General features: G+C 62.6%; 12 protein-coding genes and 2 riboswitches. Of the genes, 6 read left to right on the forward strand and 6 right to left on the reverse strand.

Annotated elements, in window-relative coordinates; translation table 11 throughout:
* From LIY45_RS30085 to LIY45_RS30110, 6 genes are all read right to left on the reverse strand, one after another.
* Positions 1-342, reverse strand: a 342-nt coding sequence (locus LIY45_RS30085) for a contractile injection system protein, VgrG/Pvc8 family (protein ID WP_346269024.1), incomplete at its 3' end; no start/stop codon positions are given.
* A 108-nt stretch (positions 343-450) separates the two neighbouring features.
* The gene (locus LIY45_RS30090) at positions 451-1053 is read right to left on the reverse strand and encodes a VWA domain-containing protein (RefSeq protein ID WP_346269025.1); all 603 of its coding nucleotides are present in this window, start codon (positions 1051-1053) and stop codon (positions 451-453) included.
* A 53-nt stretch (positions 1054-1106) separates the two neighbouring features.
* Complete coding sequence (locus LIY45_RS30095) at positions 1107-2105, reverse strand: ATP-binding protein (RefSeq protein ID WP_226478636.1); 999 nt, start codon at positions 2103-2105, stop codon at positions 1107-1109.
* Entirely contained in the window at positions 2105-5878 is a 3774-nt protein-coding gene (gene cobN, locus LIY45_RS30100) for a cobaltochelatase subunit CobN (RefSeq protein ID WP_226478637.1), read from the reverse strand. Before cobN ends, LIY45_RS30095 begins: the two co-directional genes overlap by 1 nt.
* 3 nt (positions 5879-5881) lie before the next feature.
* Entirely contained in the window at positions 5882-6943 is a 1062-nt protein-coding gene (gene cobW / locus LIY45_RS30105) for a cobalamin biosynthesis protein CobW (RefSeq protein ID WP_003217887.1), read from the reverse strand.
* Between the two features lie 92 nt (positions 6944-7035).
* Positions 7036-7238, reverse strand: a riboswitch (cobalamin riboswitch).
* A complete protein-coding gene (locus LIY45_RS30110) occupies positions 7235-7753 on the reverse strand; it encodes a helix-turn-helix domain-containing protein (protein WP_226478638.1) in 519 nt (172 codons plus the stop codon). Its footprint overlaps the riboswitch before it by 4 nt.
* Before the next feature lie 113 nt (positions 7754-7866).
* Here LIY45_RS30110 and fabF point away from each other — a divergent pair, with 113 nt between their 5' ends.
* The 6 genes from fabF (at position 7867) to cobM (ending at position 12655) form a co-directional block, all read left to right on the forward strand.
* A complete protein-coding gene (gene fabF / locus LIY45_RS30115; protein WP_226478639.1) occupies positions 7867-9135 on the forward strand; it encodes a beta-ketoacyl-ACP synthase II in 1269 nt (422 codons plus the stop codon).
* A 312-nt stretch (positions 9136-9447) separates the two neighbouring features.
* Positions 9448-10152, forward strand: coding sequence for a hypothetical protein (locus LIY45_RS30120; protein WP_226478640.1), 705 nt, complete (start codon positions 9448-9450; stop codon positions 10150-10152).
* A gap of 73 nt (positions 10153-10225) precedes the next feature.
* Positions 10226-10442, forward strand: a riboswitch (cobalamin riboswitch).
* Positions 10443-10537: 95 nt separating this feature from the next.
* The gene (locus LIY45_RS30125; protein ID WP_003217883.1) at positions 10538-10726 is read left to right on the forward strand and encodes a CbtB-domain containing protein; all 189 of its coding nucleotides are present in this window, start codon (positions 10538-10540) and stop codon (positions 10724-10726) included.
* 11 nt (positions 10727-10737) lie between these two features.
* Positions 10738-11436: a CbtA family protein gene (locus tag LIY45_RS30130; protein ID WP_226478642.1), complete on the forward strand. Its 699-nt coding sequence runs from the start codon at positions 10738-10740 to the stop codon at positions 11434-11436.
* Positions 11433-11825: a cobalamin biosynthesis protein gene (locus tag LIY45_RS30135; protein ID WP_226478644.1), complete on the forward strand. Its 393-nt coding sequence runs from the start codon at positions 11433-11435 to the stop codon at positions 11823-11825. Before LIY45_RS30130 ends, LIY45_RS30135 begins: the two co-directional genes overlap by 4 nt.
* Before the next feature lie 83 nt (positions 11826-11908).
* Positions 11909-12655: a precorrin-4 C(11)-methyltransferase gene (gene cobM, locus LIY45_RS30140; protein WP_226478645.1), complete on the forward strand. Its 747-nt coding sequence runs from the start codon at positions 11909-11911 to the stop codon at positions 12653-12655.
* Positions 12656-12733: the final 78 nt, after the last annotated feature.

The raw sequence follows: 12733 nt of genomic DNA on the forward strand, positions 1-12733 counted from the left end.
GATGATTTCGTAGCGGGCTTCGTCGTTGGAACCGGACAGGCGCTTGAAGCCGGTGACCACGCCGTCCAGAGTGCGAAACGGCTTGTTTACGGGTGGCGGCTGCCAAAGGAAGAGGTGCTTTTGCGGCACCGGGCACAGGCTGAAGCTCGCGCGTTTGCCCAGCAGTTGCTCGGCACCGAGGTCGCAGTGGCTGGAGGTGAATTCGACGGTGTACGTGAACAGCTGACTCAGCCCTTCAATACCGTGAAATGTCAGCACATCCAGCGGCGCATCAAGGTTGTGGACGTTGAGTTTATGGCGGCTGTGGTCAAAAAACGGGAACGGTGATGCGCTGGAGGTCATGCCTTTTCATCCCTGGACTTTGCGGAAGGCCAGAGAGTAAAGATTTGCTATCGGCGAATAATGTCAGAAGGTTCCTATTTACAAGCAAGGCGCTTCCCGTTCCGACTTTTACAAGTTATCAATGTGCCAGTAATCCACCCGCAACCCGGTCGCCAGCTCTTTTGCCCTCCCCAACCGAATCGGGCCGCGCTCGATGTCCACCAGCAAGCCCGGGCAGTCCAGCTGCGGCAGCCCTGCCACATCCTTCAGCCGTCCATCGGTGATCACCAGCAACCGCTGCTGCTCCACCGGGTAACGCTTGCGCCGAGCCGCCAACCAGTGCCCCGCTTCGTTCAGCGCTGCCAACAATGGCGTGCCGCCGCCTGCGCCGAGGCCATCAAGCCAGTGGCCCAGCCCTTTCGCCGCCTTTAATCCCTGCACCTGCCATTTTGGCGATTGTCCGCTCGCGGTGAGCAACGCCATGCGCGCCCGCTGTCGATAGGCATCGTCGAACAACTGGGCCAGTAACCCCTTGGCATCACTCAGCGCCTGATGCCGCCGGGTGGAGGCCGAAGCATCGACAATCACCAGCCACAGCTCATGAGGCGTGCGGCTGCGCAGTTGATACAGCAGGTCTTCACGGCGTTGCGGCCGCCCGCCGAGCAAGGTCCCCGGCCAGTTGATCGAACCTTCGGTCGCGCTGCGCGCCGGCCCTCGCCGGCCCTTGTCCAGTCGACCCGCCTTGGGCCGTGCATCCGCCCCCGCGTGAGGCTTGGGGCGGATGCCTAGGGCTTTTTTGGCCAGGTGGGCACATCACGGCGAGCGCCTATCGACAAGGCGGGTGCGGGCATGTCGCCCCATTGGCCCTGGCCTTCTGTTGAATCATTGGGCTTGGGTGATTGACCGCCTGCAGGCGGAGCAGCAGGCGGTGATTGCTCCTGGCGCCGGTGACGCAGGGCAAACTCCGCAACGGCTTCGATATCTTCCTCGCCGATGACCGTCGCACCCCGCCAGGCGGCATGGGCACGGGCGCCGCGCAGCCAGACCAGGTCGGCGCGCAGGCCATCGACGCCCGCCGCAAAACAACGTTCGGTGATCTGCGCCAGCGCCTGGTCATCCAACGGGATGCTGTCCAGCAACGCGCGGGCCTGTGTGCAGCGCTCACGCAACGCGGCCTGCCGGTCGGCCCATTGCCCGCAGAAACCCTGAGGGTCACTGTCGAAATCCAGGCGGCGACGGATGATCTGCCCACGCTCCGCCGGCTGGGTGTGCCCGCTCAGCGCCACGTTGAAGCCAAACCGGTCGAGCAATTGCGGGCGCAACTCGCCCTCTTCCGGGTTCATGGTGCCAATCAGTACGAAACGCGCCGAATGCCGGTGGGAAATGCCGTCGCGCTCGATCAGGTTGGTGCCGCTGGCGGCCACGTCCAGCAGCAGGTCCACCAGGTGGTCGGGCAGTAAATTGACTTCATCGACGTAGAGCACGCCGCCGTCGGCCTTGGCCAGTACGCCGGGGGAAAACTGTGCGCGGCCTTCGCCGAGCGCCGCGTCCAGGTCGAGGGTGCCCACCAGACGCTCTTCGGTGGCGCCCAACGGCAGCGTGACGAACTGCCCACTGGCGAGCAGGTCGGCCAGGCCACGGGCCAGGGTCGACTTGGCCATGCCCCGCGGACCTTCAATCAGCACGCCGCCGATTTTCGGGTCGATGGCGGTCAGGCACAGGGCCAGTTTCAAGGCGTCGGCGCCGACAACGGCGGACAGCGGGAAATGCGGGAGGTCGGTCATCAACTGCCTTCTTCTATATCCAACAACAGGTTTTCCAACGCCTCGCGGTACGCCCCGGGCGCCTGCCACATGCCACGCTGCTGGGCTTCGAGCATGCGTTCGGTCATGTCCCGCAGGGCATCCGGGTTGTGCTGCTGCACAAAGGCGCGGGTGTCCGGGTCCAGCAAATAGGCGTCCGCCAGCAACGCGTATTGATGATCGTCGATCAGCGCCGTGGTGGCGTCGAACGCAAACAGATTGTCCACGGTCGCGGCCATCTCGAACGCGCCTTTGTAGCCGTGGCGCTTCACCCCTTCGATCCACTTCGGGTTGGCCGCCCGGGCACGAATCACCCGGTTCAGCTCTTCCTTCAGCGTGCGGATCTTCGGCAGGTCCGGCTGGCTGTGGTCACCATGATAGCTGGCGGCCTTGTCGCCGCTCAGGGTTTCCACGGCGGCGAGCATGCCGCCCTGGAATTGGTAGTAGTCATTGGAGTCGAGCAGGTCATGCTCGCGGTTGTCCTGGTTCTGCAACACCGCCTGCACCTGGCTCAAGCGCTGGGCAAACTGTTCACGGGCGGCGGTGCCTTCATCGGAGCCGCCATAGGCGTAGCCGCCCCAGTTCAGGTAAACCTCGGCCAGGTCTTCGCGGCTTTGCCACAAGCGCCCATCAATCGCGCCCTGCACGCCGGCCCCGTAGGCCCCGGGCTTGGCGCCGAAGATCCGCCAACCGGCCTGCTTCGCCGCCGCTTCCTCGTCCAGGCCCGACAGGCGCAACGCTTCGCGCTCGCTGCGCACCTTGGCGGCCAGGGGGTTCAGGTCGTCGGGCTCGTCCAGCGCCGCCACCGCTTGCACCGCTGCGTCGAACAGGCGGATCAGGTTGGCGAATGCATCGCGAAAGAAGCCCGACACGCGCAAGGTCACATCCACTCTTGGCCGGTCCAGCAGGCTGATGGGCAGGATTTCAAAGTCATCCACCCGCTGGCTGCCCGTGGCCCACACCGGGCGCACGCCCATCAGTGCCATGGCCTGGGCAATGTCGTCGCCGCCGGTGCGCATGGTGGCGGTGCCCCACACCGACAGGCCGAGTTGGCGCAAGTGATCGCCATGGTCTTGCAGGTGACGCTCAAGAATCAGGTTCGCCGATTGGAAGCCGATACGCCAAGCGGTGGTAGTGGGCAGGTTGCGCACATCCACCGAGAAAAAATTCCGCCCGGTAGGCAACACGTCCAGGCGGCCTCGGCTCGGCGCGCCGCTGGGCCCGGCCGGGACGAACCGCCCGCTCAATGCATCCAGCAACCCGCGCATTTCCGCCGGGCCGCAAGCATCCAGGCGCGGCGCGACGACGATGCGCAGGCTCTCGATCACCGACTTGACGTCTTCCCAGCCGGGCTCTTCAAGCTGTTCCACCGCACCTTCCAGCGCCTGCTCGATCAGGCGCGCGGCATACAGCTCCAGGCGTTCACGGGTGTCGCCGGCGGTGCGCCACAACTGCGTGTCGATCTTCTGCAACACCCATGGACGGCGCCCGGTCCACGGCTCGGCCAGGGCACAGTCCAGCGGGTCAAAGCCCAGGTCGAAGGCCTTGGCCAAGACCCGCAGCAGACTCGATTGCGGCCCGCGACCATCGCCACGCGGAATACGCAACAACGCCAGCAAGGTGTCGATGCGCAAGCGGCCCTCGGGGGACTCGCCGAAAATGTGCAGGCCATCGCGGATCTGCGACTCCTTCAAGTCACACAGGTAAGTGTCCAGGCGCGGCAGCCAGATCGCCGCATCGGCGTCGCTGTCGAGGTTTTCGTCCAGGGCCAGTTCCTGGTCGATCCGGGTTTCCCGCACCAACTTGAGGATGTCTTTTTGCAGCTCGCGGGCACGTCGTGGGTCGAGCAGTTGTGCTTCGTAATATTCGTCGGCCAACAGCTCCAGGTCGCGCAGCGGCCCGTAGGTTTCGGCGCGGGTCAGCGGCGGCATCAGGTGATCGATGATCACCGCCTGGGTGCGGCGCTTGGCCTGGGCGCCCTCGCCCGGGTCATTGACGATAAACGGGTAGATATTCGGCAACGACCCCAGCAATGCGTCCGGCCAGCAGTTTTCGGAAAGCCCCACGCCCTTGCCCGGCAGCCACTCCAGGTTGCCGTGCTTGCCGACGTGGATCACGCCGTGGGCGCCGTAGGTCTGGCGCAACCAGAAGTAGAACGCCAGGTAGCCATGGGGCGGCACCAGGTCCGGGTCGTGATAAACAGCACTGGCGTCGACCTGGTAACCCCGGGCCGGCTGGATACCGACGAAGGTCAGGCCGAAGCGCAGGCCGGCGATCATCATGCGGCCGTCGCGGAACATCGGATCGGTATGAGGTGTGCCCCAGCGTGCCAGAACCGCTTGGCGGTTAGACTCGGGCAAGCGGTTGAACATCGCTTCGTAGTCGTCGAGCGCCAGGCTTTGGTGACACGGACGCAGGTCGAGGGTGTCCAGGTCGTTGCTGACACCGCCCAACAGTTCCTGGATCAGCGCGGTACCGCTTTGCGGCAGCACGTCCGGCAGCGGATAACCTTCGGTCTTTAATGCGCGCAAGATGTTCAGCGCGGCGGCCGGGGTGTCGAGCCCCACGCCATTGCCGATACGCCCATCCCGGGTCGGGTAGTTGGCGAGGATCAGCGCGATGCGCTTTTCGCCATTCGGCACCCGCGCCAGTTCCACCCAGCGCCGCGCCAGTTCGGCGACAAAGTCCATGCGTTCCGGCTGCGCGCGATAGCACACCACGTCCGACTGGCTGCGCTCGCTGCGCCAGGCCAGGTCCTTGAAACTGATGGGCCGGCTGATGATGCGCCCGTCCAGTTCCGGCAACGCGATGTGCATCGCCAGGTCCCGGGGGCCGAGGCCTTGCTCGCTGGCCTGCCAGCCGGGCTCGTTGTCCTGGGCGCAAATCGCCTGGATCACCGGGATATTGCGGCGAAACGGCCGCAAGTGCGGGGCTTCGGGGCTGGATTGGGCAAAACCGGTGGTGTTCAGAATCACCGAGGCGTGCACTTCGTCCAGCAAATCCTCGACCACCGTCAGGCAGCCGGGCTCTTTCAAACTGGCCACCGCCATCGGCAACGGATTAAGACCCGCCGCCTGCAAGCGTTGGCAAAACACATCGATAAAGCCGGTGTTGGCCGCCTGCAAATGGGAGCGGTAGAACAGCACCGCCGCCACCGGACAATCAGCTTGCCAATCCGCCAGCCAATCGTTGAGACGGGCATTGGCTTTGTGCGGGTGATAAATCGCCGTGCGCGGCAGGGTTTGCGGCTCGTCCCAGGCGTAATCACGGTCAAGATAGCTGGCCGCCAGGCAACGATAGAAATCCAGCGCATTCCCCAAGCCGCCCTGGCGCAGAAAGTGCCAGAGCCGGTCACGCGCCTCGGCACCCACTGTGCTGAGGCCGCTGAGCTCCGGGTCCGGGCGATCGTCCCCTGGCACCAGAATCAGTTGCACTCCACGCTCGGCCAACTCCACCAGGCGCTCGATACCGTAGCGCCAATAACCGATGCCGCCGTGCAGCGAAATCAGGATGACCTTGGCGTGACGCAGTACCTCGTCCACATACAGGTCGACCGAAGCATGGTTCTGCACCTGCATCGGGTTGGCCAGGCGCAGGCTCGGGTAATCCTCGGGCAACTGCTGGGCCGCTTCGGCCAGCAGCGCCAGGCTGGAATCGCCGCTGCACAGGATCACCAGCTCGGCGGGGGTTTGCCCAAGGTCGGCGATGTTGTCATCCGAAACGAAACCGCCGGGCTGGGTCCTGAGCAGATGCATGGTTTAAACGCTGAGGGCGGCGCGCAATTGCGCTTCAAGCAAGGCGGCGTCCAGTTCCTGGCCGATCAGCACCAGGTGCGTGGCGCGCGGCTCATCGGCGCGCCAGGCGCGGTCGAAGTGCTTGTCAAAACGGGTGCCCACGCCCTGGATCAGCAGGCGCATCGGTTTGTTCGGAATCGCCGCGAAACCCTTGACCCGCAGGATGCCGTGCTTGACCACGAGTTGCGTCAGGGCGTCGAGCAGCAGGCTTTCGTCGGCCTGGGGCAGTTCGATGGAGATGGAATCGAAAGCGTCGTGGTCGTGGTCGTCTTCACCTTCGTGGTGATGATCGTGATGGCTGTGGCGGCCGTCGATGTGTTCTTCGGAGCCCGCGCCCAGGCCGATCAGCACGTCCAGCGGCAGGCGACCGCTGCTGGCTTCGATGATTTTGACCGCTGGCGGCAGTTCTTCAGCCACTTCAAGGCGCACGCGGGCCAGGTCTTCAGGGCTGATCAGGTCGGACTTGTTGAGGATCACCAGGTCGGCGCTGGCCAGTTGGTCGGCGAACAGCTCATGCAGCGGGGATTCGTGGTCCAGGTTCGGGTCGAGCTTGCGTTGGGCGTCGACCTGGTCCGGGAAGGCGGCGAACGTGCCGGCGGCCACGGCCGGGCTGTCGACCACGGTGATCACGGCGTCAACGGTGCAGGCACTGCGGATTTCCGGCCACTGGAACGCCTGGACCAAGGGTTTTGGCAGGGCCAGGCCCGAGGTTTCGATGAGGATATGGTCGAGGTCGCCGCGACGGGCCACCAGTTCGCGCATCACCGGGAAGAACTCTTCCTGGACCGTGCAGCACAGGCAGCCATTGGCCAATTCGTAGACGCGGCCGTTGGCCTCTTCTTCGGTGCAGCCGATGGAGCATTGCTTGAGGATTTCACCGTCAATGCCCAGCTCGCCGAACTCGTTGACGATCACTGCGATGCGGCGCCCCTGGGCGTTGTCAAGCATGTGGCGCAGCAAGGTGGTCTTGCCCGAGCCGAGGAAGCCGGTAACGATGGTGACGGGGAGTTTGGCCAGTGTTTTCATCGGATGCCCTTTGGGGCGGGCATACGGGACGAGTGGCCCTGCGCGGGTGCGCAGAAGCAGAATTCGCCACCGGATCACCCCGCCCGGTTGAAGTAGAAAATCGGTTGCGAGGCAGGTCTCCTGGCTTGGGGCTTGCCGGCGGTGAGGCCGGCGCTGGCTGCGCCTTCCCGCCTTGTTCAGGCAGTGGCGTGGCAGTCAGATAAACCCTTTACAGTTGCGGGGGCAGCCGCGGCATTGACCGCGTTCCCTTCTTAGCTTCGGCCTGGGCCGAAGAACCTCGAAGGTGCAAGGCTACGCAGTGCGCGGGGACGGGTCAATGTCCGAGCGTTTGGCGCGAAGCAGCGCCAGGCGCTCCAGCATGCCCTCGCTCGCCGCCGGTCCGGCCTGGACGCTGCATTGCTCGACAGGCACCCGTGCACCGTCGGCATCCACTACCGCCACCTCCACCGGGCGCCGGGTTTCCCGGTCGACCAACTGCAGGCTTTCACCTTCGCTAGCGAAGTGGCGGTTGCCCCAGCCGATAAACGCCATGATCACCACCCGGAAATCCTCGCCGACCGGCGTCGGCACGTACTCGAAACGTGGCGGCCGCTCGCTGTATTGCCGACGCTCCAGCAGCCCCGCGTCCACCAGGCTGTTGAGCCGGCGCGTGAGCATGTTCGGGGCAATCTCCAGGCTCTGGGAAAACTCGTCAAAGCGCCGCAAGCCTTGGAGCGCATCGCGCATGATCAGGATGCTCCACCACTCGCCTACCCGCTCCACTCCACGGGCTACCGGGCATTCGGCATTTACCAGCGACTTACGTTGCATTGCAGTTCCTCTGTGGGGTGGGCACGGAAATTTAAGCTACCCGATGTTACTTTCATAATGATAGCTTCGTCCATACAGGGCTACCAACCTGAAATTTGCGGAGCTAAGCGATCATGAGTAAGCGAATTGTTGTGACCGGCATGGGTGCAGTGACCCCGCTGGGAACCGGCGTCGAACAGACCTGGAAACGCCTGCTGGCAGGTGAATCCGGCATCCGCAGGTTACCCCAGGCATTGGTCGGCGACCTGGCAATCAGCATCGGCGGCCAAGTGTTGGACCGCGTCCAAGACCCTGAAGCCGGCTTCGACCCGGACACTGTCATCCCGGCGAAAGAACAGCGCAAGATGGACCGGTTCATCGTGTTTGCCCTGGCCGCCGCGCAAGAGGCCTTGGCCCAGGCTGGCTGGAGTCCGCAGACGGCAGCGCAGCAGGAACGCACCGCGACGATAATTGCTTCTGGCGTGGGCGGTTTCCCGGCGATTGCAGAAGCCGTGCGCACCGCTGACAACAAAGGACCACGACGCCTGTCTCCGTTCACGATTCCTTCATTCCTCGGCAACATGGCGGCCGGGCATGTGTCGATCCAGCACCAACTGAAAGGCCCGCTGGGCTCCCCCGTCACCGCTTGCGCCGCCGGCGTACAGGCGATTGGTGATGCCGCTCGGATGATCCGCGCAGGGGAAATCGACATCGCCGTGTGTGGCGGCGCCGAAGCCTGCATCCACCGGGTCAGCCTCGGCGGTTTCGCGGCGGCACGTGCGCTGTCCAGCGATTACAACGACACGCCGGCACTGGCTTCGCGCCCATTTGATCAAGGCCGAGATGGATTTGTGATGGGCGAAGGTGCCGGGATATTGGTGATCGAGGAGCTGGAGCATGCACTGGCTCGCGGGGCAACGCCTATCGCCGAGCTGGTGGGCTACGGTACCAGCGCCGACGCCTATCACATGACCTCGGGGCCGGAAGATGGCTCCGGCGCACGCCGGGCAATGGAGCTCGCGATTGCGCAGGCAGGGATCAGCGCCGCACAGATCCAGCATTTGAACGCCCATGCCACGTCGACCCCCGTAGGTGACAACGGCGAACTGGCGGCAATCAATACACTGTTCGGTGCAAATGCCAGCGTCGCGATCAGCGCCACCAAGTCGGCGACCGGCCACCTGTTGGGCGCAGCAGGCGGGATCGAGGCGATCTTCACCGTGCTCGCCCTGCGCGACCAGATTGCCCCGGCCACCCTCAACCTGGACAACCCGGACCCCGCTGCCGAAGGGCTGGATATGGTCCGAGGCCAAGCCCGGCCGCTGCCGATTGAATACGCGATATCCAATGGATTTGGCTTTGGTGGCGTGAATGCCAGTGTGTTGTTCAAACGCTGGCAGTAAACCCCAGATTTCACGTACTCCACCGCCTGCCGCTGGGGGGCTTGCCCCAGCGGTTTCTCCAACCCATTTTGTGCATTGATGTTATGCCGATCAATCGAAGAACCATTCAAACAGAAGTTAAACTAACTACTTAACACCTTCAGGCAATCAATTACCGCAACATAATGCAACACCCCCGGCATCTTTACTGGGAACGATCCCTCAAGTTTCACCACAACAGAGATGGGAGTATTAACGCCGTAAGTTAATCCTTCATTCGCAGATGAACTTTCGGACAAAGTTCATTGGAGCCACACATAATAGAGTTTAATCATGACACTTCTAACGCCCGCTCAAACAACCTCCCACTTGCCTCCAATCACCAACGACGTACCGTCGGGGAACAACCCTGCCGTCTCGGCATCGACGGAAAACGCGCCGTCGTCTAAAACCCACACTCCGCAGGAACTGGCGGTAAAGTTACTGGCCAATCACAGCGCCTTTGAGAACCCGAACTATCCCGACCGCATCTCCAATGCCTACCTCAAAGTAATCGCCACGGGCAAATTAGTAGATGGTCGAGACGCCACGCCGGAACAGGTCGAGCTAGCAAAAGAGTTGCTCAACAACCCTGAAACATTCGATGCTATCGACGGCATCGGGAGTGGATACAAGGACGGCACACTTTCCTGGAACGATATGGCTGTAGCGGCCGGACAGTTCGATAGCATCAGCGATAGATCCCTGTTAGTTCAGACACGCGTTTACTTTCGCGAGTTTGCCGCGGGCGCCAATGATCAATATGTAAACTTCAACGAGTTGAGAGAGGCCGCAGGAGAGATACCCTCCACCCGAACTTTCTCCACACCTGCCAAAGCCGTTGCCAAGGAACTCCTTAATCGTCCCGAGCTTCTTCGCAAGCTGGATATAGGAGTTGGCTTTCTCGGGGTTTTTTCTGGCAAACAAGACGACAGGTTTGATCTCACTAATATTGACTACATGAGAGGGCGCAGTTCGGATATTCCGCGCAGCCATTAATTGACTCTAGGACATACCCGTGGGTGCGACATCCGCGCCAAGCCATTTGACGCTTGCCAGCCGCCCATGCTCTCCTACACATCTTGTTTCGGGTGCCCTTCACAGGGTGAAACGGGAAACCGGTGAGTCATGTTCCTTTACTCAAGGGCGTGACGAGTCCGGTGCTGCCCCCGCAACGGTAAGCGAGTGAAGCGTCAAATCCACTGTGCCTCCAGGGCATGGGAAGGTGATGCTTTCAAGGCCAAGGCCCCTCGCAAGCCCGGAGACCGGCCCGAAAAAAATCAGATAACAAACCCGCGGTGGGCGGGCGCTGTTCAGAACCCTGCGTGCCTGGCTCGCGGGGTTTTCATGCGCTCGTGCACCCTGAACCCTGAAGGGACGCGCCATGTCGATCATCAGCAGCACCGCCTCTACCGCCAGCACCACTGCCACCCTGAGCCAACGCCTGACCGCCGCCATCGGCGCGTCGATCCTCGGCGCGTGCCTGGTGTATTTCGCCGGTTTCTCGCACATCGAAGCGGTGCACAACGCCGCCCACGATACCCGCCACAGCGCCGCGTTCCCGTGCCACTGAGACCTGCCGACATGATCAAGCGTATTGCCCAAACCGCAGGTTTCACCGGTCTTCTGGCCGCCTTGCTGCTGACCTTGCTGCAAAGCTTCTGGGTCGCCCCACTGATTCTGCAGGCGGAAACCTTCGAAAAAGCCCCCGTGGCCACCGAAGTGCACGAGCATGCCGGCGCTGCGGCCCACACCCACGACGCCGAAGCCTGGGAGCCGGAAAATGGCTGGCAGCGCGTGCTGTCGACCACGGGCGGTAACCTGGTGGTCGCCGTAGGTTTTGCCCTGATGCTTGCCGGCCTGTACACCCTGCGTGCACCGACCCGCACGGCTCAAGGCCTGCTGTGGGGCCTGGCCGGTTACGCCACCTTTGTGTTGGCGCCGACCCTGGGTTTGCCGCCTGAATTGCCCGGCACGGCTGCCGCAGACTTGGCACAACGGCAGATCTGGTGGATCGGCACCGCCGGCTCCACCGCTGCCGGTATCGCGCTGATCGTATTCGGTCGCAACGGGTTGCTGAAAGTCCTGGGCGTGGCGATCCTGGCGGTGCCCCATGTGATTGGTGCGCCACAGCCGGAAGTCCACTCGATGCTGGCACCAGAAGCCCTGGAAGCTCAGTTCAAGATTGCCTCGCAGTTGACCAACGTTGCCTTTTGGCTGGCGCTGGGCTTGATCAGTGCGTGGCTGTTTCGCCGCAACCGTGATGGTCAGTATTCGGCATGATCCTGGCGGTGGGCCTGGGTTGCCAGCGGGGTTGTTCTGTCGACGCCCTGCTTGAGCTGTTCAATGCCGCCCTCGCCGAAGGTGGCATTGAACGTCAGTGCATCACTGCGTTGGCCAGTCTTGATCGCAAACAGGATGAGCCGGGGTTGCTGGCACTGGCTCAGGTTCTGGGTCTGCCTTTGATGTTTTTCAGTGCGGCGCAATTGGCGTCTTATGAAGATCGATTGAGCCATAAGTCTGAGACGGTTTTTGCTTATACCGGCTGCTATGGCATCGCGGAAAGTGCCGCCCTGGCCCTGGCAGAACACCTGTCCCAAGGCCCTGCTACCCTGCTGGTCACCCGCAAAAAAAACGCCCAGGCCACCTTTGCATTGGCTTGCGCCGGCTGAATTCCCGATAATCGTCAGCTTTGATCATGAGCAATCTTCATCTGGGGGGCTGCTCGCGTGCTTTTTTTCACAGGAATGTATCCATGACCGTCTTTTTCATCGGCGCAGGTCCAGGTGACCCGGAACTGATCACCGTCAAGGGGCAGCGGCTGATTCGCAGTTGCCCGGTGATCATCTATGCCGGCTCGCTGGTGCCGGCGGCGGTGCTTGAAGGGCACCAGGCTGAGTTGGTGGTTAACAGTGCGGAGCTGCACTTGGAACAGATCATCGGGCTGATCAAGACGGCCCATGAGAAAGGCCAGGATGTTGCGCGGGTGCATTCCGGGGATCCGAGTTTGTACGGGGCGATTGGGGAGCAGATTCGGCTTTTGCGGGAGCTGGGGATTGGGTTTCAGATCATTCCCGGGGTTACGGCGGTGGCGGCGTGTGCGGCGTTGTTGGAGGCAGAGCTGACGTTGCCGGACATCGCGCAGAGTGTGATTTTGACGCGGTATGCGGATAAGACCGCGATGCCTGAGGGTGAGGCGTTCAGTAGTTTGGCGCAGCATGGGACGACCATGGCGATTCATCTGGGGGTGAATCATTTGGAGAAGATCGTGGCTGAGTTGGTGCCTCACTATGGGGAGGATTGTCCGATTGCCGTGGTGCACCGGGCGACCTGGCCGGATCAGGATTGGGCCATGGGTACGTTGGCGGATATTGCCGGGAAGGTGGCGGCCAAGGGGTTTCGGCGTACGGCGTTGATTGTGGTGGGTCGGGTTTTGGCCAGTGACAGTTTTGGTGAGTCGTCGTTGTATCGCGCGGGGCATGCGCATTTGTATCGGCCCTGAGGGTGGTGGTGTACATATCCGTTATTTAGGTAACGGCCACCTAGGGTTCCGCCCTTACGGCGGCTCACTTTTGAAAAG

Origin of the sequence: Pseudomonas sp. MWU16-30323 (genome assembly GCF_020515595.1) — a bacterium.
Classification (GTDB): Bacteria; Pseudomonadota; Gammaproteobacteria; order Pseudomonadales; family Pseudomonadaceae; genus Aquipseudomonas; species Aquipseudomonas yamanorum.

Coding starts and splice junctions, on each gene's coding strand:
- LIY45_RS30095 (WP_226478636.1), bottom strand. CDS start 2,105: ATGACCGACCTCCCGCATTTCCCGCTGTCCGCCGTTGTCGGCGCCGAC.
- cobN (WP_226478637.1), bottom strand. CDS start 5,878: ATGCATCTGCTCAGGACCCAGCCCGGCGGTTTCGTTTCGGATGACAAC.
- cobW (WP_003217887.1), bottom strand. CDS start 6,943: ATGAAAACACTGGCCAAACTCCCCGTCACCATCGTTACCGGCTTCCTC.
- LIY45_RS30110 (WP_226478638.1), bottom strand. CDS start 7,753: ATGCAACGTAAGTCGCTGGTAAATGCCGAATGCCCGGTAGCCCGTGGA.
- fabF (WP_226478639.1), top strand. CDS start 7,867: ATGAGTAAGCGAATTGTTGTGACCGGCATGGGTGCAGTGACCCCGCTG.
- LIY45_RS30120 (WP_226478640.1), top strand. CDS start 9,448: ATGACACTTCTAACGCCCGCTCAAACAACCTCCCACTTGCCTCCAATC.
- LIY45_RS30125 (WP_003217883.1), top strand. CDS start 10,538: ATGTCGATCATCAGCAGCACCGCCTCTACCGCCAGCACCACTGCCACC.
- LIY45_RS30130 (WP_226478642.1), top strand. CDS start 10,738: ATGATCAAGCGTATTGCCCAAACCGCAGGTTTCACCGGTCTTCTGGCC.
- LIY45_RS30135 (WP_226478644.1), top strand. CDS start 11,433: ATGATCCTGGCGGTGGGCCTGGGTTGCCAGCGGGGTTGTTCTGTCGAC.
- cobM (WP_226478645.1), top strand. CDS start 11,909: ATGACCGTCTTTTTCATCGGCGCAGGTCCAGGTGACCCGGAACTGATC.